This window comes from Advenella sp. FME57, assembly GCF_014897675.1.
GTDB lineage: Bacteria > Pseudomonadota > Gammaproteobacteria > Burkholderiales > Burkholderiaceae_B > Advenella.
Map to the genome: position 1 here is coordinate 52,937 of NZ_JABUXU010000016.1, position 19,662 is coordinate 72,598.

Annotated in this window: 19 protein-coding genes and 2 pseudogenes; 15 read left to right on the forward strand and 6 right to left on the reverse strand. The window is 54.9% G+C overall.

Annotation, left to right across the window (positions count from 1 at the left end; translation table 11 throughout):
* Nucleotides 1-5 precede the first annotated feature (5 nt).
* The gene (locus tag INT32_RS17055) at nt 6-578 is read left to right on the forward strand and encodes a TRAP transporter small permease (protein ID WP_370540252.1); all 573 of its coding nucleotides are present in this window, start codon (nt 6-8) and stop codon (nt 576-578) included.
* Complete coding sequence (locus INT32_RS17060; RefSeq protein WP_193089917.1) at nt 569-1,852, forward strand: TRAP transporter large permease; 1,284 nt, start codon at nt 569-571, stop codon at nt 1,850-1,852. The genes INT32_RS17055 and INT32_RS17060 overlap by 10 nt, the downstream gene beginning before the upstream one ends.
* A gap of 140 nt (nt 1,853-1,992) precedes the next feature.
* Here the strand turns inward: INT32_RS17060 and INT32_RS17065 are convergent, their stop codons facing one another.
* The 3 genes from INT32_RS17065 to INT32_RS17075 are packed head-to-tail and all read right to left on the reverse strand — an operon-like array spanning nt 1,993 to nt 6,319.
* Nucleotides 1,993-3,324 carry an MFS transporter gene (locus tag INT32_RS17065; protein ID WP_193089918.1) on the reverse strand — a complete coding sequence of 444 codons (1,332 nt, stop codon included), beginning with the start codon at nt 3,322-3,324 and terminating at the stop codon, nt 1,993-1,995.
* Nucleotides 3,325-3,369: 45 nt separating this feature from the next.
* A complete protein-coding gene (locus INT32_RS17070) occupies nt 3,370-4,896 on the reverse strand; it encodes an AMP-binding protein (protein WP_193089919.1) in 1,527 nt (508 codons plus the stop codon).
* Nucleotides 4,889-6,319, reverse strand: a complete 1,431-nt coding sequence (locus INT32_RS17075; RefSeq protein ID WP_193089920.1) for an aldehyde dehydrogenase family protein — start codon at nt 6,317-6,319, stop codon at nt 4,889-4,891. The genes INT32_RS17070 and INT32_RS17075 overlap by 8 nt, the downstream gene beginning before the upstream one ends.
* 206 nt (nt 6,320-6,525) lie before the next feature.
* Between INT32_RS17075 and INT32_RS17080 the strand changes: the two genes are divergently transcribed.
* Complete coding sequence (locus INT32_RS17080) at nt 6,526-7,284, forward strand: IclR family transcriptional regulator (RefSeq protein WP_193089921.1); 759 nt, start codon at nt 6,526-6,528, stop codon at nt 7,282-7,284.
* Nucleotides 7,285-7,329: 45 nt separating this feature from the next.
* Here the strand turns inward: INT32_RS17080 and INT32_RS17085 are convergent, their stop codons facing one another.
* Nucleotides 7,330-7,743 carry a LysR substrate-binding domain-containing protein gene (locus INT32_RS17085; protein WP_370540253.1) on the reverse strand — a complete coding sequence of 138 codons (414 nt, stop codon included), beginning with the start codon at nt 7,741-7,743 and terminating at the stop codon, nt 7,330-7,332.
* Here INT32_RS17085 and INT32_RS17090 point away from each other — a divergent pair.
* Nucleotides 7,686-7,973: pseudogene (locus tag INT32_RS17090) on the forward strand (AAA family ATPase); the annotation flags it as partial. The gene INT32_RS17085 and the pseudogene INT32_RS17090 overlap by 58 nt on opposite strands.
* A gap of 53 nt (nt 7,974-8,026) precedes the next feature.
* Here the strand turns inward: INT32_RS17090 and INT32_RS17095 are convergent.
* On the reverse strand, nt 8,027-8,908 hold the full coding sequence (locus INT32_RS17095) for a LysR family transcriptional regulator (protein ID WP_193089923.1): 882 nt from the start codon (nt 8,906-8,908) through the stop codon (nt 8,027-8,029).
* A 133-nt stretch (nt 8,909-9,041) separates the two neighbouring features.
* Here INT32_RS17095 and INT32_RS17100 point away from each other — a divergent pair.
* The 3 genes and pseudogenes from INT32_RS17100 to INT32_RS17110 all read left to right on the forward strand — a co-directional run bounded on the left by INT32_RS17100 (nt 9,042) and on the right by INT32_RS17110 (nt 11,774).
* Nucleotides 9,042-10,004: pseudogene (locus tag INT32_RS17100) on the forward strand (Bug family tripartite tricarboxylate transporter substrate binding protein).
* A gap of 33 nt (nt 10,005-10,037) precedes the next feature.
* Nucleotides 10,038-10,499 (forward strand): MaoC family dehydratase, encoded by a 462-nt coding sequence (locus INT32_RS17105; RefSeq protein ID WP_193089924.1) that lies wholly within the window; start codon nt 10,038-10,040, stop codon nt 10,497-10,499.
* A gap of 84 nt (nt 10,500-10,583) precedes the next feature.
* A complete protein-coding gene (locus INT32_RS17110; RefSeq protein WP_193089925.1) occupies nt 10,584-11,774 on the forward strand; it encodes a CaiB/BaiF CoA-transferase family protein in 1,191 nt (396 codons plus the stop codon).
* Nucleotides 11,775-11,853: 79 nt separating this feature from the next.
* On the opposite strand, the gene INT32_RS17115 is transcribed toward INT32_RS17110, so the two are convergent.
* Entirely contained in the window at nt 11,854-12,783 is a 930-nt protein-coding gene (locus INT32_RS17115; RefSeq protein ID WP_193089926.1) for a LysR family transcriptional regulator, read from the reverse strand.
* Between the two features lie 183 nt (nt 12,784-12,966).
* On the opposite strand from INT32_RS17115, the gene INT32_RS17120 reads away from it, so the two are divergent.
* Genes INT32_RS17120 through INT32_RS17155 form a run of 8 tightly spaced genes read left to right on the forward strand, consistent with a single transcriptional unit; the run spans nt 12,967 to nt 19,656 of the window.
* Nucleotides 12,967-13,959, forward strand: coding sequence for a tripartite tricarboxylate transporter substrate binding protein (locus INT32_RS17120; RefSeq protein ID WP_193089927.1), 993 nt, complete (start codon nt 12,967-12,969; stop codon nt 13,957-13,959).
* A gap of 44 nt (nt 13,960-14,003) precedes the next feature.
* The gene (locus tag INT32_RS17125) at nt 14,004-14,717 is read left to right on the forward strand and encodes a succinate dehydrogenase/fumarate reductase iron-sulfur subunit (RefSeq protein ID WP_193089928.1); all 714 of its coding nucleotides are present in this window, start codon (nt 14,004-14,006) and stop codon (nt 14,715-14,717) included.
* 2 nt (nt 14,718-14,719) lie between these two features.
* Nucleotides 14,720-15,055, forward strand: a complete 336-nt coding sequence (locus INT32_RS17130; protein ID WP_193089929.1) for a succinate dehydrogenase — start codon at nt 14,720-14,722, stop codon at nt 15,053-15,055.
* Nucleotides 15,049-15,405, forward strand: coding sequence for a succinate dehydrogenase (locus INT32_RS17135; RefSeq protein ID WP_193089930.1), 357 nt, complete (start codon nt 15,049-15,051; stop codon nt 15,403-15,405). Before INT32_RS17130 ends, INT32_RS17135 begins: the two co-directional genes overlap by 7 nt.
* Entirely contained in the window at nt 15,402-17,138 is a 1,737-nt protein-coding gene (locus INT32_RS17140) for an L-aspartate oxidase (RefSeq protein ID WP_193089931.1), read from the forward strand. Before INT32_RS17135 ends, INT32_RS17140 begins: the two co-directional genes overlap by 4 nt.
* 27 nt (nt 17,139-17,165) lie before the next feature.
* Nucleotides 17,166-18,107 carry a fumarate hydratase gene (locus INT32_RS17145; RefSeq protein ID WP_193089932.1) on the forward strand — a complete coding sequence of 314 codons (942 nt, stop codon included), beginning with the start codon at nt 17,166-17,168 and terminating at the stop codon, nt 18,105-18,107.
* Nucleotides 18,095-18,802, forward strand: a complete 708-nt coding sequence (locus INT32_RS17150) for a fumarate hydratase C-terminal domain-containing protein (protein WP_193089933.1) — start codon at nt 18,095-18,097, stop codon at nt 18,800-18,802. The genes INT32_RS17145 and INT32_RS17150 overlap by 13 nt, the downstream gene beginning before the upstream one ends.
* 11 nt (nt 18,803-18,813) lie before the next feature.
* Nucleotides 18,814-19,656, forward strand: a complete 843-nt coding sequence (locus INT32_RS17155; RefSeq protein ID WP_193089934.1) for an amidohydrolase family protein — start codon at nt 18,814-18,816, stop codon at nt 19,654-19,656.
* The last annotated feature ends 6 nt before the right edge of the window (nt 19,657-19,662 follow it).

A 19,662-nucleotide genomic window follows, 5' to 3' on the forward strand; every position in this document is an offset into this window, starting at 1 on the left:
CTGTGATGACTGCGCAAATGATTGAATCCAAAACCGTTGGCGATGTTCATGCGGGGAGGCCCGGCTGCGGCCGGACTTCTCCGCTGGATCTGTATGCGCGCGGATGCGCACTGCTGGCGCGTTTGTGCATGATGGCCAGTGTCGCCGGTCTGGTCTGCCTGATCGCTGCCGTGGCATTTCAGGTGTTCGGGCGTCATGTCCTGAACGATACGCCTACCTGGGCTGAAAGCCTGTCGCTGCTGCTGGTGCTGTTTGTGACGATGATGGGCGCCGCCGTGGGGGTGCGTGATGCCGGGCATATCGGTTTCGAATCGCTGGCTGATCTGCTGCCGCCTTTGCAAAAGCGCCGGTTGTGCATTTTCGTGCATGCGCTGGTGTTGCTGTTTGGCGCGCTGATGGCATGGTATTGCGGCGAGCTGGCAGAATCGGTGCATGCGGTGAAAATTCCCAATCTTGGTCTTTCGGAAGCCTGGAAGTATGTGCCCGCGATGCTGTCCGGTGTGTTGATCGTCTTGTTTTCGATCGAGCATATCATCGCGATATTGCGCAATCAAAAGGTGGTGCCCGCATGGCTTTGACGCTTCTTTCCATGTCGTTCGTCGGCTTTCTGGTGATTGGCGTACCGGTTGCCTTTGCCATTGGCCTGGCATCCATTGCCACGATCGCTTATGAAGACCTTCCCATTGCCGTTGCGTTCCAGCAAATGACATCCGGCATGAACGCCTTTTCCTTCCTGGCCATTCCGTTCTTCATTTTTACCGGGGAATTGATGCTGTACGGCGGCATCGCCGATCGCATTGTCAACTTCGCCAAATCCATGGTCGGACATGTGCGCGGCGGCCTGGGAATGTCGAATGTGATTGCATGCACGTTATTTGGCGGTGTGTCGGGATCGCCCGTGGCAGATGTATCGGCCATGGGGTCGGTGATGATTCCCATGATGAAACGCGAAGGCTACCACGCCGATTATGCGGTCAACGTGACCACGCATGCTGCGCTGGTGGGAGCGCTGATGCCCACCAGTCATAACATCATCATCTACACGCTTGCGGCCGGCGGTAAAGTATCCATTGCTGCGCTGATTGCTGCCGGTATCGTGCCGGCGGTGATCCTGACGCTGTGCAATCTGCTTGCCGCCTACCTGGTTGCGCGCAAACGCGGTTATCCGGCGGGCACGTTTCCCGGATGGCGTATCGTGTTCACATCCATGGTGGCCGCCATACCCGGCATGTTTGTGATTGTGCTGATCATCGCGGGGATATTGAGCGGGGTATTTACGGCCACGGAATCGGCGGCCATTGCGGTGCTCTACTCGTTGCTGCTCACCGGCCTTGTATATCGCTCGCTGACCATGCAGCAATTTGTGCGCGCCGCCGCCAAGGCAGTAAAGACCACCGGTGTGGTGCTGCTATTGATCGGCATTTCAGCCACGTTCGGCTACCTGATCGGCTTTTATGGCGTGGCGGAGAAAACCGGCGAACTGATGGCCTCCATTTCCACCAGCCCATGGGCGATCTTCCTGATGGTCAATGTGTCGCTGTTTGTGCTGGGCACCTTTCTGGATATGGCCGCCACCATCCTGATCTGCACGCCGATCTTTCTGCCGATCTGCATGCAGTATGGCATGGGGCCGGTGCAATTTGGGATTGTGATGCTCCTCAATTGCGCCCTGGGCCTGAACACGCCTCCGGTTGGCACCACGCAGTTTGTTGGCTGCGCGATTGGCCAGGTCTCGGTGGGCACTGTCATGCGCACCATCTGGCCGTTCTACGGGGCGCTGATTCTTGCCCTGGCGCTGGTGACCTATGTGCCCGCCTTTTCGCTATGGCTGCCGGAATTGTTGTTGAAGTAATGCGTCTGGTATGAAGCGCGGGCCTCGTATATTCTCATAGATGCGAGGCCCGTTTCCACTGTAATGCCAGTTGTCATGGAGGTGAATAGTTGTGTCCTGCCCGGCGCCTGGTATGGCATCGGGCAGCAAAGCACACCAGATCAGCGCTTATGGCTTGACGATACGCCAAGTGCAAAGGCCGGAGCTGGTCTGGCCTTGAACTGAAAGTCGACCGGCTTGGTTGCTGCGTCATTCACGGTCCGGTTCGGATCGATCATCAAGGCTGCAATGGCGCCTATCAACAGCAAACCGCCGGAGATCAGAAACGGCAGGGTATAGTTTCCCGTTGTCTGAATCAGGAACCCGAAGACCACGGGTGAAATCGCTCCTGCCAGGCCGAATCCTGAATTCATCATCCCGCCCGCCGTGCCCGCATACTTGCCGGCAATATCCATGGGCAGGCTCCACAGAACCGGATTGGTCAATTCAAGAAAGAAAAAGCAGGCGGAGATAAGGACAATCGCAATAAGCGGATCACGGATGAATATCATGGGCATAATGCACAGGAACGCCAGAAACAGGCCCAGCGAGAGTACAGATACGCGGGCAAAGCGCAGGCGTTTGGTGCGGATATACAGCTTGTCGGAAATCACTCCGCCAAGGGTATCGCCGATCACACCGGCCAGTAGCGGCAGTGTCGTAAACAGCGCCATCGCTTTCAGATCGAATCCCCTGTCATCCTTCAGGTAAGAGGGCAGCCAGGTCAGAAACACCCACAGGGACCAGCCGTAGCAAAAATCCACAAAAGTCACCAGCCACATTTTGCTGATCATGTCTTTCCATGGGGTTTTACCCAAAGCCATGTTCTTGCGGGCCGGCTCGCCGATTTCCTCCAGTTCTGCAGGGGTAATGGTTTTGTGTTGATGGGGGGTATCGGTAAATAGCAGCAGATAGGCCAGCGTCCATAACAGGCTGATCGCGCCCAGCACAATAAACGCCTCGCGCCAGCCGGCGTAATACACAATGGCGAGGACAACGGGCGGGGTAATGGCGCCGCCCAGTCGCGAAAAGCTATGCGTAATACCCTGGGCAAAACCGCGAGAGGATTTGGGCATCCATGAGGTCATGGCGCGCGTGGCTGTGGGAAAGGCGCCTCCTTCGCCAACGCCCAGCAGTACGCGCATAATCACAAGCGCCATCAGGCCGCCGATAAAACCGGTCAGCAATGTCGCCAGGCCCCAGATCAGGGACAGGATAAGCAGGATCTTTTTCGGGCCGAATCGGTCAGCCAGCCACCCGCCCAATATCTGCATGACCAGATACGGATAGGCAAAGGCGGAAAAGATGAAGCCAAGCTCTGTCGGCGACAGATTGAATTCTTCGGCGATAAAGGGTGCTGCGACGGCGATATTGACCCGGTCTACATAGGCAATGAAATACATTGCGCACAGCAGGCCCAGTATCATATGTCTGGTTTTTATGTTCCTGATCATGTTGTCTCCTTGATGATTGAATCATGTTTTCTGTTCCGACAATTTCTACAGCTCCAGCAATTTGAGGCGTTGCACCTTCCCTGAAGGTCCTCTTGGCAACTCCGTGACAAAACGGAACGCGGCAGGCGATTTGTAGCTGCCCAGCTCCCTGAGACAAAACTGATTGATGTCCTGGATAAGGTCATCGTCGTTTCGGGTCGTCATGCGTTTTACGATATAAGCCGCGATATTCTGGCCATAATGCTTGTCGTCTATTCCAACCACAGCGGCATCCAATACGTCCGGATGAGCCAGTAAAATTTCATCGATCTCGCGCGGTGCGATGTTCTCACCTCCCTTGATAATGAGCTCCTTGACGCGTCCGGTAATAAAATAAAAGCCATCGCTATCCCGGTATCCCAGATCGCCGGTGCGCAGCCAGCCGTCTGCAGTAAACGCTTTTTGGGTCTGTTCGGGCGACTTGTAGTACCCGAGCATGACGTTGTCGCCCCGGACCAGGACTTCGCCTTTCTCTCCCGGTGGCAAATCCATGCCTTGCTTGTCGATGACCCTGGCCTGCACGCCGGAGGGCCGACCGATACTGCCGATCTTGCGTTGTGCCGGATCATAGGGGTTGCTGAATATGGGCGCCGCCGTTTCTGTCATTCCCATGGTTTCGATAATGCCGATGCCAAATTTTTCTTCGAATGATTTGTGATGGAAGGGCGCCAGTGCTGCCGATGCGGAGCGGCAAAAACGGATTTGGCTGCGATCGATGGCGCAGAAGTTTTCGTCATTGATCAAATAGCTGATGATGGTGGGCACTGCATTGATCCAGGTGCACTCAAATTTCTGGACTCGGGGCCAGAAATGCGTGGCTGAAAACTTGCAATCAATAATGACAGCGGCGCCGCACAGCAGCGGCGTCAATATATTTACCACAAGTGCATTAATGTGATACAGCGGCAGCACGCAAAGGCAGCGATCCGATTTTTCCAGTTGGTGTTCGTTGGCAATGGCGCGGGCACTGGCCAGCAGATTTGCATGGGTAAGTACGACGCCCTTGGGAACACCGGTAGTGCCCGATGTGTACATGAGCAGGGCTGGCAGGCTGGCGCTAACGGGCTCGCCTGTGCTCGACGGCAACGGCGCGAGCGTTAATGTGGGTAGCGCTGCCGCGTCTGGTGCCGTGGCCACGACCATCGCCTGCGCGCCACTGGCTTTCAATGCGGCGCGGACCACCGGTTCCAGCTCTGTTGTGGTAAAGACGATTCTGGTATCGGCGTGGCCGATAATATAGGCCAGTTGTTTTTCCTGACAGAGCAGGTTAATCGGATTGACGACAAAACCACCGTACATGGTGGCAACGATGATTTTGGCCGTGTTTACACCATTGGGCATGAACACCGAAACCGTGTCGCCACGGCCAATGCCCAGCGCTGTCAGCTGCCTGGCGAAGCCTTTGCATTCACTTGTAATATCGCCATAGGCCATAGCCTGCCCGTTGATGGCGTCGACCAGATACGGATCGGACTCCCATGTTGCTGCATTTCGATCAAGCAGACCGGTAATGGTTGTTGTGGTTTCAGGCATGATGAAATTTCTCCAGGTAGTCGGCAAAGATCGTGTCAGCCTGAGGCTCTCTGGCGGCGATTGTCTGAACCACGCGTGTGATATTCATATAGTGGCGATAATTCATGTTGTCGGAAAAACTGTTGCCGCCCCAAGTGCCGCAACCCATGGACAGGGAAAACGGCAGGCCGTTGTCAAAATTGCCGCCAGTGGCAAAGCAATGCGCCTGATTGACGATCACCCGGGATGCCGGCAGTATCATGCCCAGGTCCTTTGCGCGTTCGGTTCGGGTCGTATGCAGTCCGACGGAGTGACCTGCGCCCATATAGCCGTAAATGCTGCTGGCAATGCGCTTTGCATGAGCAAAGTCAGAGGCTTTATAGACGGTGAGCACTGGCGCCAGTTTCTCGCCGGAAAACGGATGTTCACGCCCGAAGCCGGCTTCTTCGACCATCAGAAAGCGAGGGGCGGCAGCCGTTTGCGTGTCACCGATTTGCGCCACTTGCATAATCTGCGCGGCATCCTTGCCGGAGAAGACAGCGCTTAACTTGCCGTCATGCCACATGAGATCCTGCAGGCGTTGCTTGTCATGGTCATCGAGCATGACGCCGCCTTCAGCGGCCAGTGCAGCCAGCATGGCGTCATAAACCAATGCGTCGATAATGACGCTGTTTTCAGAAGAGCAGCTTGTGGCGTTGTCAAAGGTCTTGGACTGGCGAATCAGACTGGCTGCGGACTGCAGGTCGGCCGATTCATCCACGATCACAGTGACATTGCCTGCGCCAACGCCGAAAGCCGGTGTGCCGCTGGTATGGGCCATCCGTACATTGGCCTGCGATCCGGTTGCGACAACCAGATCGGCGTGCTGCATCAGGGCGGCAGTTGCGGCCTTGCTGATGGGCTCAGGCAGCATTTGCACAAGGTCTCGGGGTGCACCGATGCGGTCAAATTCGGCGTGAATGAACTGCAGTAGCAGCTTGCTGGTGCCGGCCCCTTTGGGCGACGGGGCCACGATAATGGCGTTGCCGCATTTGATGGCATTCATGATTTTGTTGGCCGGCGTCGCGCCGGGGTTGGTCGAGGGCGTGATGGCTGCGACAACGCCGGCGGCACGGGCAATTTCCGTAATGCCGCTATCGGCGTCGTGGCGAATGATTCCTGTAGATTTGACACCATCCAGATCGCGCAGCAGGCCCAATGTTTTGCGATGATTCTTGCGAATTTTGTCGGGCACATTGCCCAGGCCGGTGTCGGCAACCGCTTGCTCTGCCAGCTGGCGGTTCCGTTCGGGCTCCATGATCGCCCAGCCCACTGCCAGCACGGCCTCGTCAATGCGTGGCTGGTCGAATGTGGAAAACAGGCATTGGGCAGTACGGGCCCGCTGCACCAGTTGTAAGACCGTTTGCGTGACATATTCCGGACTGCTTCTGTTGATGGTATCCATTGTTGCTCCCTGGGCTAATGAAATCGAATTTGTAATATTTCTGAAAATATAGGGTATGCTCAACGGTCAAAAGTCCCGATAATCGACATTTCGCATTTGTCGCAGAGCACAAGAAATGCTTTTTGTTGATTTTCGGGACAAAGAATCTATAGTGAAGAGGAAAAAGAAGAGGCCCCAGAGCCCGTAACAGAGGAGGAAGCAAGGATATGAGCGCAACGGAAAACGCGGCCGCCATCAGGTCGTTTCGTGTGCTGGAAATTCTGGCCGTGGCTGGCCGACCCATGCAATTGAGCGAAATCGTCGAGCAGATCAATCTGCCAAAACAGACGGTGCATCGTATCGTCAAGCTGCTGGAGGCAGCCTGGCTGATCGTGCAGGTGTCGGACAGTAAAAAATATGAATGCTCGGCGCGGATACGCAACTTTTCGGTGAAGGTGCTCATGAGCTCGGGCAGCCTGGCCGTTGCCCGGCATGCTTTACTGAGCGAGCTGGTCGAGCGGGTGCAGTTAAATTGCAATCTGACGGCGATCAGTGGTCACGAAATTATTTATCTGGATCGGGCACAACATCCTGCGGCCATCAAGCTGGGCCTTAAACCCGGCTCGCACGTACCGATGCATTGCTCGGCCAGCGGAAAATTGTTATTGAGCTTGTTGCCCAAGCAGCGTCGCGACCGACTGCTACACACTTTACCGTTGCGTGCACGAACCTCGCAAAGCATTACGCAGCCCGATCAACTGGAGGCTGAACTTGCGCGAACCAGAAAGCGACGCTACGGTATCAGCCGCCACGAGCATGTGGAAGGCATGAACGCAATCGCGGTTCCGGTTTCGCTGGGCAAGAACCGGATCTGCGCTGCAGTCGCCGTGCAGGCATTTGAAGAGGAAAAGAGCTTTGATCAGCTGATGGAACTGATGTCGCAACTACATCGCACAGCAGAGGAAATTGCGCAGACGTTCTTGTAGACGCCGACCGGACGCGATCCAGTCCGGGAACGGCGCTTGGATTCATTATTCCTTGAGCACCAGAGAAACGTCCGGATATCGTAAGCACATGAATTGAACAAAGGCCCGGACATTCGGCGCGGTAAGCCGCCGCGAGGTGTGCCATACCCACAACGCAACCTCTAGCCCGGACACGGTGCCCCATTGAACTAATTGGCCGCTGGCAAGCTGGTTCCAGACGATTGATTGTGGAAGCAGGACACCACCACCGCCGGCAATAGCGGCGTCACGGATCATCAGGAACGAGGATAACCTTAGCGTTGGGATGGGTTCCAAAGCCAGACGACCATCATCCAGATTCCATGTCTTCGCTTGCGAGCCAGCGAAGACGATGCCGGGAACGGATGAATCTGTTGTAGCATCGGTTCTCTGAAAGGGGCTTGTATATTTTTGATGAGCCCGAGTCGGCGCTCTCGCCACAGCGGCAACTTGCGGCCCTGGCTCGCATGCATGAATTGGTGCAGGGAGGTTCGCAGTTTCTGATCGCTACACACTCGCCGATTCTGATGGCCTATCCTGATGCAGATATCTACCAGTTTGATAAATCCGGCATCAGCACGATCGCGTACGAAGATACGGACCACTTCAATATCACACGAAATTTTCTGGCAAATCCCCGACGCATGCTTGATATTCTGATGAGTGAGTAAAGCAGACGGGCGCACGCCCCAAGATCAAGACACATCAACCGGCATAGCCAGGCTCACCCATCAGCAAGAGTCTGAATAAATTCCTGCGTATATTTGGGCAGCGCGGAAAGCGATCGCATGACGATTAGTTGATTGCGCTTGGCCCAGGGCTCGCTCAAATGCACAATGTCGACCAGTTTTCTTTTGGCAGATCGCCTGGCAACCGACAGTGGCACCAGGGAAATGCCCACGCCTTCCTGCACGCAGTGCAACGCAGCCTCGAAATCAGGCAGGTGTACGCGCACATTCATATTTCTGTTGAGCTTATGGGAAATTTGCTGCAAGTAAAGAAAGTTGCTGCTGCGTTTGCCTACCGATACCAGTTCATGCTCCAAAGCCATATCCACCGTGACGCGATCAGCGGTGGTGAGCGGATGGCCGCGAGGCGTTACAAAAACGAGCTCGTCATGACCATATTCGATGGCCTCCAATCCTCGCAAATGGACAACGCTGGCAACCAATCCGATGTCGGCAAGGCCATCGTGCACCGCCCTGACGCTTTCTTCGCTTAGGTGCTCTTCCAGTTCAATATTGATGGTTGGGTGGCTGGCCAGAAAACGACTGAGCGGTACCGGTAACGGACTCAAGGTGCTGCTATTGGCAAAAACCTTGATATGTCCGGTAACGCCGGCGTTATAGCGGGTCATCTCGGTCCGCAATTGATCTGCGCTTGAAAGCATGGCCTCGCCGTAGCGATATACCGATTCCCCGGCTGAGGTCAGGACCATGCCCCTGGCTGTCCGTTCAAATAGCGATACACCCAATGCATTTTCGAGGTTTTTTAATCGGTAACTGGCCGATGGAGCGGTCATATGCATATTCATCGCCCCGATGCTAAGGTTCTTTGCATCGGAAATGGCCATAAAAACACGAATATCGGTAAGTTCATATCGCATGGTTGGACTGGGCTGTCTGGAATAAAACGATAGTTTATTAGATTTTCTCTAACACTATGGAAACAATTTCAAATGGACGCGCTTCAGGAGGGATAGATATAGTTGAACGACTATAAATGAACAGAGGCGACAAATGAAATCACTTACCAAACGAACTATTGCAGCCCTTTCGCTGGGCCTTGTATCTATCGCTGCCCACGCTGCCTATCCTGAAAAACCAGTCCGGCTGGTGGTGCCTTATGCAGCCGGTGGTCCGACCGATACATTTGCACGGGCACTGGCTGATGTTTGAGGAAAAAAACTGGGCACAACGATGATTGTTGAAAATAAGGCAGGCGCGGGCACCATTGTCGGCACTGAGTTTGTCTCCAAGGCGGCTCCCGATGGTTATACCGTGTTGATGTCCACGGTTGCGCATGCGGTCAATCCCACGCTCCACAGCAAGCTGTCCTATTCGGACGATGATTTTGCGCCTGTCGGACTGGCGGCACGCGCTCCGCTGGCGCTTGTCGTAAACAATGATCTTCCGGTTAAAAACCTGGCTGAGTTTCTTGAATACTTGAAACAGAATTCGAATAAGACCGATTACAGTTCCGCCGGTATCGCCAGTGCACCTCACCTGGGCGGTGCACTGCTGAACTATGTGGGGAAATTTAATGCCAGACATATACCTTATAAGGGTAGCGCACCCGCGATGGCAGACTTGATCGGTGGTCATGTTCAGTTCATGGTCGATAGCGCCCCAACGGCGCTGGCACAGGCGCGGGCAAAAACAGTCCGTCTGATCGGCACGAGCATGAGTGAGCGACTACCCCAGACGCCGGATATTCCGGCCATTGCCGAAGCATTGCCAGGCTACGAAGCGTATACATGGAACGCAATGCAGGTGCCTGTCAAAACAGATAAGGACGTGATTGAAGCCTTGCGTTCCAGTCTGCAAGCGGCACTGAACGACGAGGGCTTAATGCAAAAAGCTGATCAGATGGGCTTGTTGCTTGAAAGTAAGCCCGATCCACAAGCCCTAAACAATTTCATTACTGCCGAACAGAAAAAATGGAGCGGCGTCGTCAAAGCTTCAGACACGACAACCAATTGAGCCGGACACGGCAACGTAAATACTGGAAAAAATATGATTTCGCATTCACTGTGTGCACAAAAATACTTCGAAGATTTTGAAATCGGAGAAAGGTTCAATATACCTTCAAGGACCATGACCGATGCGTTGTTTGCGGCCTTCCAACTGGCCAGCGGCGATAATCATCCGGTGCACTATGACGTGGAGTACTGTCGGGCTCACGGCATGCCGCATATGCTGGCGCATGGGTTCCAGGTGCTCATTCAGACAGCGGCCGGTGCCGGTCTATTTCCACACTGTGTGGAAGAGTCCCTGAAAGCCTTTATCGAACAAAGCAGCAAATTTCTTAATCCGGTTTTTGTAGGCGATACGCTCTATTGCTCTTTGGTGGTCTCTGAACTGATTCCCGGGCGTACAACCGGTGTGCTGGTGATGCAATCGACCATTATCAATCAGAATGAAATTGTCGTACTGGAAGGCACACAAAAATATCTGCTTCGTAAAAGACAAGTGTAATTGATCCGCATACATTCGCGCCTGGTGCAGTGCTTCGGGCAGCGTATAGATAAAGCATAAGCAATCACGATATTGGAAAAACAGATGCGTCCGCTTCAAGGAATACAAATATTAGACCTTAGCAAAGTTCTTGCCGGCCCGTTATGCGGACAGTACCTTGGCGATCTTGGCGCCGATGTCATTAAAGTCGAGCCGCCCGGCTCCGGCGATGAAACGCGCGGTTGGTTACCCCAAAAAGACGGGGAATCGGCTTCGTTTATGGCGGTCAACCATAACAAGCGGGGCCTTGCTCTGGATTTGAAGTCTCCGGAAGGCAAACAAATCGTTCGCGAATTGGTGACGCGCGCTGACGTGGTCATACAGGGGTTTGGCGCCGGTACGGCGCAGCGACTTGGCGTTGACTACCAGAGCTTGCGCGACATCAACTCCAACCTTATTTATTGCGAAATATCAGGATACGGGCGCGATGGCCCCTGGGACGACGAGCCTGGATACGATGTCATGTTGCAGGCGTTCAGTGGCATGATCAGCACTATTGGTCAGAAAGACGGCCCCCAGGCGCGCGTTAGCTTCTCTCCGGTGGATCTGGGAACAGGGTTGCACGCTGTCTCCGGTATTCTGGCAGCAGTACTGCACAAAAAAAATACGGGGCAGGGAGGCTATATAGAAGTGTCCTTGCTGGATACCGCCATGGGGTTTATGGGATATATGTCTCATAACTATTGGTTTTCAGGCGTTGCGCCGTCCAGAATGGGCACTGCGCATCCGTCACTATGTCCTTATCAGGCGTTTCGTACCAAAGATGGGGAATTGATGCTCGGTGTTGGCAACGATCGGCTTTGGCAGCGCTTTTGTCAGGAGGCGGGCTTGGCACATTATGCCGACGATCCTGATTTCAGTACGAATGCGCAGCGGGTGAATCGCTTTGAGCAAACCTGCGCGCTGGTCCAGGCAGTACTGGACCAAGATACGACGCAATCCTGGCTATCACGGCTGCGTCGCGCCGGTGTTCCTGTCGCGCCGTTGCATACGCTTGATCAGGCACTGTCGCACGAACAGGTCAAGGCAAGGAATATTGTGGTTCAAAGCAAGCATCCGACATTGGGAGACTTGCAACATATCGCCTATCCGGTCACCTTCAATAATGAACCTCGAGGCGTGAGCCGAACGCCGCCGTTGCTGGGGGAGCATAGCTCGGAGATCCTGGAAGAGATCGGCTATTCGACAGATGCAATAGTGCGCCTGATCGAAAAAGGCGTTGTCGGCTGTGTTTGAACCGTCAAGGCTGGCGTCATCTACGTCTGATCTTGCGGGATGCTTGCTCATTGGGTACCGGCCGTGCCTGCCTTCGCCCTCACCGCAGTGCGGCGCGCTCTTTGAGCGCCGGGCCGGATTGCCCAAAATGATCCCTGATCGCATTTGTGAAATTGCTGCGGTGATGAAATTTGCGTTCCAGAATGCCGATGCGACGGTAGATTCGGGTCGGTGACAGGTCTACGAACAACAGTTTTTCATCCTGTTCCCAATTGAGGTTGGCCAGTTTTGGGACAATGGAAACGCCATATCCCTGGCGCACCAGTTCGATAATGGCCTCGATCGAGTTCATTTCCATTTGGATATCCACACTGACGGCCAGCTTTTTGAGCGTCTGCCTGATCAGAATGCCGGTCCAGGTCATCTGGTCAAAATGAATGAATGGCGCATGGTTCAGAATGTCTATTGACGGATCACTGCTCTGATCCGCCAAAGTAAAAAACGGCTTGCGGGGAATGATCAGAATCATGGGTTCTGCGTAAAGCGGCGTCCAGATCAGCTCCTTGTATGCATATTCCGGCGGCTCGGTGGCAATGGCTGCATCCAGCTGACCGCTGGTGATCTTGTGGGCGAAATCGCCGGACTGCCCCGCGAACACTTTGACATCCAGCTCTGGATTGTTCTTGCGGATTGACCACAGCGCATCCGAGAAAGACCCCATCAGGCTGGAGATCAGCGCGCCGATGTGCACCGTGCCGGTAAGCTGGCCATGTCGGCCATCCCCGCTTTTGATGATTTCTTCATATTTAACCAACAGTTCCTGAACGTCCTTAAGCAGTGCTTCGCCATAGTGGTTCAGCACAAGCTGATGCCCGTTCTTATGGAACAGTGGCGCTTCCAGCGTGTTTTCCATCATTTTGATCTGCTGGCCGACGGCGGCAGAGGTCAGGCCAATTTTCCTGCCGGCGCCGGTATAGGAACCGCATTCAGCGACCGCGACAAACACGTTGAAGGTTCTTAAAGTAATCATAAATTTAAAATTTAATTTTAAATAATTAAAAAATTAATGGTTTTACTTTAAATTAAATTTAAACAATAATCAATGAAATAATAAAACTGCATGTCGTGTTCATGACAGTAGATACAAAAAAACGACTTTATTCTGCCAACCCTGGCTTCGAGCATGAAGCCAGCCAATAAGGAAGAGACAAAAATGAAGACCATACTGAATCGTGCAGTAGGCAGTTTTTTCGGAAGCGTTGCCGGTGTCGCCATCGCCTGTAGCCTGGCCGCTCCGGCATTTGCCAGCGAATGGCCACAACAGCCGGTACGCCTGGTCGTGCCGTTTGCGGCGGGTGGCGCCACCGATATTATTTCCCGCGTACTGGCCCAGGAGCTGGGCGATACCTGGAAGCAGACCGTCGTGGTAGAGAACAAGGTAGGCGCAGGCGGTGCGGTGGGCGCCTCGCAAGTGGCGCGCGCCAAGCCCGATGGCCACACCATGCTGATGATCTCGGGCAGCATGTTCACCGTCAACCCTTATTTGTACAAAAAACTGCCCTACAGTGTCGCGGATTTTCAGCCGGTCAGCATCGTTACCACCGGGCCGCTGCTTCTGGCGGTCAATAAGAACGTGCCGGCCAGCAACCTGAAGACATTTTTGGACTATGCCAAAAAGAATGGGGCCGCAACCAATTTCGGCTCGGCGGGGGTGGGCAGCCAGGGCCATATGGCGTCCGAAGCCATCATGAACGCCACGGACGCGACCATGACCCACATTCCTTATGGAGGCGAATCTGCAGCGCTGACCGATCTGGTGGCCGGGCAGATCCAGGTGATTACCGCCAATCTTTCTGCGACGCTGCCATTCGTGCGCTCGGGCGACATCAAGGCCCTGGCCGTTACCGGTGATAAGCGCTCCAAGAGCCTGCCCGATGTGCCAAGCATGCAGGAGCAACTGGGCACAGACTTTGATGTGGTGGGGTGGTTCGGCATTGTCGTGCCCAAAAATACACCGGAAAAGGTTGTGGCACGGATTGAAGAGGGCATCAAAACGGCGATCGCCTCCAGCCGCATGATGCAAAAGTTTGCGGAGCTGGGCCTGGAGCAGGCTGAAATAGGCGCGGCGTACATGAATGGCAGGGTCAAAAAGGAGTCAGTCTTCTGGAAGAAGATTATTGCAGAGCAGAAAATCGAATCGAAATAATGATTTAGAAAAACCAATATTTATTTGTATCTGAGTGGGATGTTATGGAAAAGATGCTGGCGGTAAAAATCTGGCGCGGCGAAGAGAGCGGAGAGTATGTCACTTATCATATTCCGTCCAGGGAGAACCAGACTGTACTGGACGTGGTGACAGAGATTCAGCGGCAGGTGGACCCTACGCTGGCTTACCGCTTCTCCTGTCGGGTTGGCGTCTGTGGCAGCTGTGCGATGACCGTCAATGGCAAGCCAAGATGGACGTGCAGAAGCCATGTGAAAAATGTCGTGAAAAATAACACGATTGTGCTTGAACCGCTGCGCAATATGCCGCGTATCAAGGATCTGGTCGTCGATATGACGGAATTCTTTGATAAATGGAAAAAGGCCGGCGGCGAGTTCATCGGCACCCGGACACGCCACCAAAGGCCTGCGCTTGTGGATCCTGCCAGCAAGGCCAGAAAACAGGCTGACGCCGCCATCGAGTGCATCAACTGTGCGGTCTGTTATGCCGCCTGTGATGTGGTTGAGTGGGATAAGGACTATGTTGGCCCTGCCGCGCTCAATCGCGCCTGGAGCCTGGTCAATGACGAGCGTCATGCGGACCCCAAAGGGGTGCTTGAAAAGTCGATGGCCGATGGCGGCTGCAATTCCTGTCATACCCAGGGCAGCTGCATGAAGCATTGCCCCGTTGGCTTAAGCCCCACAGGCAGTATCGCCGGCTTGAAAAAGCGCTCGCTGTTCGAGTTTCTTGGCGGGAAATAGCCATGGAAATGAAACTTTTTCTATTGCAGCGACTGACGGCCATGATCATGGTGCCGTTTATTTTTGTGCATATCGGCGTGATCATCTATGCGGTGCGTGGCGGCCTGAGTGCCGAGGAAATTCTGGGACGTACCCAGGGCAACGGGTGGTGGATTGCCTTTTACACTTTGTTCGTGATCAGCGCCTCTATCCATGCACCCATTGGTATTCGCAAAGTGCTCAAGGAGTGGGCCGGCTTGTCGTATTCCGTGCTCAATCTGCTGGCATTGGCGCTGGGCCTGCTGTTTCTTGTGCTCGGCTTGCGGGCCGTGGTCGCGGTAGGAGGGCTGGCATGGTAAGGAGCGTTCATAAACACAAAGCCTATTTTGCCTTTTTGGGGCACAGGATTTCCGGTCTGCTGCTGGGCATCTTTCTTCCCATTCATTTTTATGTACTGGGGCTGGCGCTGGAGCAGACCGATAAATTTGACCGGTTTCTGAAGTTTTCCGAATTGCCGGGCGTTAAGGTTGCCGAATGGGGTCTGGTGCTGTTGCTGGCCATTCATCTGAGTTTCGGACTGCGGATATTGGTTATTGAGTTTGTGCAGTGGCCAACGCCAGGGTCAATACGGTTGAACTGGATCAGTTGGGGTGTGGTGTTCAGCGTCGTCATTGGCGCAGTGTTTCTTGCAGGGGTATTCGGGTCATGAACGTGGAAAATTTGAAAACGGATATTCTTATCCTTGGCAGTGGCGGCGCGGGTCTGTTTGCTGCGCTGCATGCAAAGCAGGCCAATCCGAATCTGGATGTCACGATCGCGGTCAAGGGTCTGATCGGAAAAAGCGGCTGTACGCGGATGGTGCAGGGGGGCTATAACGTTGCCCTGGCCGAAGGCGACTCGGTGGAGCGCCATTTCATGGACACCATCGAAGGCGGCAAATGGTTGCCTCGCCAGGATCTGGCCTGGCGCCTGGTAACCGGCGCAGTGGAGCGGGTACAGGAGCTGGAAAATGAAATCGGCTGCTTTTTTGATCGCAACCCAGATGGCACGCTGCATCAGAAAGCATTTGCCGGACAGACGTTTGACCGGACGGTGCATAAGTCAGACCTGACCGGCATTGAAATTATCAATCGCCTGATGGAAAAGGTCAGGGCGCTGGATGTCAATCGTCTTGAAGAGCATCGGGCGATCGAGTTGATCCCCGCTGCTGACGGCTCCGGTATTTCAGGTGTGTTGTTTATTGATATGCGCAGCGGCGGATACCGCTTTGTGCAGGCCAAGGCTGTGCTGCTGAGCACGGGCGCGGGGCCGACCATGTATCTGTATCACACGCCGTCAGGCGAGAAAACCTGTGACGGCCTGGCCATGGCGCTGCGCTATGGCCTGAAATTGCGCGATATGGAAATGGTGCAGTTTCATCCGACAGGCCTGCTGGGCGGGCCCGATACGCGCATGACCGGTACGGTGCTTGAGGAAGGCCTGCGCGGCGCCGGTGGTTATTTGATCAATGGCGCAGGAGAACGCTTCATGAGCAATTATCACGAACGGGGCGAACGCGCCACGCGTGATGTGGTCAGTCGCGGGATTTATGCAGAAATGCGCGCCGGGCGAACCAGCCCCATGGGTGGCGTGTACATCCAGATGTCGCATCTGGGCGTGGAGCACGTACGCAAGTCGTTCCCGGGCATGGTGCAGCGTTGCGGCGATTGCGGCTTCGATCTGGCCGGCGGGCAGGTTGAGGTGGTGCCTACGGCGCATTATTTGATGGGCGGCGTGGAGTTTGAAGTGGACTGCTCAACCGCCTCTCCCGGCCTATTTGCCGCTGGAGAAGATTGTGGTGGCGTGCATGGCGCCAACCGCCTGGGCGGCAACGGTGTAGCCAATTCAACGGTGTTCGGCGGCATCGCCGGCGACTCGATGGCCGAATACGTCCGCAAGGAGGGAAGCTGGAGGCAGCCCGATCAATCTGTGATCGAAGCCGGTATCGCCCGTGCCGAATTTCCGTTTTCGAGAAAGGCCGAAATGACGCTGCCGCTGCGCGATGCCTTGTCAAAAACCATGTGGAACGATGTGGGTATTTTGCGAACGAAAGAAGGCATAGAGAAGGGCATTGCCAGCATCGCCAGCCATCATGACGCATTGCGTTCGATTGGCGTGGCCGACGGGCAGCGCAGGTTCAATCTGAGCTGGCATGACTGGCTTAACCTGGAGAGCCTGACGACAATTTCAAAAGTGATTGCAACGGCGGCGCTGGCCAGGAGCGATAGCAGGGGCGCGCATTTCAGGGAAGATTATCCGGAAACCGGCGATCTGGACACCACGGCCTACACCAGTGTCAGCGGCCGTGATGACAACCTTGAACTGCAGATGGTTCCGGTCAAGTTCGATATCGTCTCCCCAGGCAATACCTTGATTCGCGAAGAGGCAGAAAAATGTGCGTGAACGCAAACGGATATCAGGAGACAGATAATGGCAATTGACATAAATACGATCGAGCAGGCAGCGCTGGAAATCATGAAGCGCGCGGCCATCGATATTCCCGAAGATTACAGCGAAGGGATCAAGGCGATGCAGCAAACGGAGACGGGCAAGCTGCCCCGCTTCGTGCTGCACGCTATGGTGGACAATTGGGATGCGGCCACCAAGGACCGTCGCCCCATGTGCGCCGATACCGGGGTGCCGCGCTATTACGTGAAAATGGGCAACAACGCCAGTGTGCAATCGGGGTTCATCGGCATCGAGCGGGCATTGCGCAAGGCAACCGCAGACGCCACGGTGGCGATTCCCTTGAGGCCAAACAGGGTGCATCCGTTGTGGCGCACCGAACACAACAACAACGTCGGGATCAATGCGCCGGAGATCGAGTGGTCATTCGAGCCCGACGCAGACTGGGTGGATATCACCACAGTACATAAAGGCGGGCTGTTCGGTACCGACTATCGCATGCTGTTTCCGGGTGACGGGATTGACGGCATCAAGCGCTTTGTCCTGGACGGGCTGATTGCATTCGGCAAACGCGGGCTGGCCTGCCAACCGGCGATCGTTGGCATCGGTATTGGCGGCTCCAAGGATACCTGTATGCAATTGGGCAAACAGGCGGCGTGTCTAAGAACCGTGGGCAACCGTAATCCCGATCCGAAAATTGCAGAGCTGGAAATGGAGCTGAAAAAACTTGGCAACTCGATCGGCATGGGTGCGATGGGCTTTGTGGGGTCGTCCATGGTGGTCGATTGTCATATCGAAGTGGGCTACACCCATACGGGCGGCATGCCTGTCAGTATTCACACCTTCTGCCTGTCTTCGCGACGGGCGACCGCCAGGATTCATGCAGACGGGCGTGTTGAATATCGTACCAATCCGGAATGGTTTACGCCTTATATGAGAAGGGAGACAGTCGAATGGAACCGATAAGCAACCAGGATACAGAGAACAACAAAGATGAAGATCTGAAGGTGTTCAGAATCAATCTTCCGGCCACACCCGAAGATATCGCCAGCCTGGAAATCGGCTCGGTGGTCTACATGAGCGGCGTGGTCTACACAGCCAGGGAAGGCGTTTATCAGAAAGTCCTGGGTGACGGCCAGGCGCTACCCGTAGACTTGAAAACGCTTACCAACGTTAATTTCCACTGTTCGCCGGCGGCCGCCGTTACGCCAGATGGCCAGTACAACGTGGGCGCTGTCACGGCAACCGCCAGTTTTCGGTTCTCCAAGTGGATGGCCAACTGGCTTGAGCTGACAGGGACGAAAATTGTCATCGGCAAGGGCGGCATGCCACACGACGATTACGCCAATATCATGGTGCCGCATGGGGCTGTCTATCTGACCACCGTCGGCTACGGTACCGGCGCGCTTCTGGGCCGCGGCATCAAGCAGGTTCGCGATGTGTTCTGGCTGGATGAATTGGGAATCGCGCAGGCCATGTGGCTGTTTGAAGTGGAGGATTTCGGCCCCTTTATCGTGGAAAGCGATATCAACGGCAATTCGCTGTTTCATCAGCACGGCGAGCAGGTCAACGCCCGCATCGATGCGCTTTACGCCGGTTTGAAGCCGCCTGCGCTGCACCGGTTTGGCGAGACCAATGATCGTAAAGACGAAGTAATGTAGGAGAGGTAACGATGAGTATTATTGATTTTCGGCTAAGGCCACCGGCTGGGCAGTTTTTGTCTACGCTCATGTATGCAAAGGGCGAGCGCCGGGACGGCTTTACCCGAACGGTTGGCTTTGAGCCGTCTCCGGCGGCGCAGCAGCAGTCCATGCAGATGACCCTTGAGGAAATGGATGAAGCGGGGGTGACCCATGGCGTTGTCGTAGGCCGGCTTGCCGGCATGCTGGGCAGCATCTCCAACGACGATGTCCTGGCCTTGATGCAAGCGCATGGCAACCGATTTATTGGCGCCGCCTCCATCGACCCGACCAACAGGATCGAAGCATGCCGCAGCATTGACCAATCCATGGCTGCGGGTTTTCGCCTGATCAATATCGAACCTGGCGCCTATCCGATACTCATGTATGCCGATGATCGACGCCTTTACCCCATTTATGCCCATTGCGAAGATCGCCAAATTCCCATCATCCTGATGGTGGGCGGCACGGCAGGCCCCGACCTGAGTTACTCCGACCCGATTCCGACAGACCGTATGCTGGCCGACTTTCCCAATCTGAAAGTCGTGCTCGCCCACGGCGGCTGGCCGTGGGTGACGCAGATATTGCATATCGCCTTTCGGCGCACCAATGTGTACCTGTCGCCCGATATGTATTTCTCCCGGATGGCCGGCTGGGAAGAGTATGTGAAGGCAGCCGACGGGTTCCTGGCAGACCGGATGCTCTACGCCAGTTCCTTTCCGTTTTGTCCGATCAAAGGGTATAAGGACTGGTTCGAAACCCTGCCGATACGGCAAGAGAATCGCAGGAAAATTATGGGGGAAAATGCAAGCAGGCTGCTGGGCTTGAGTAGATGAGGATGA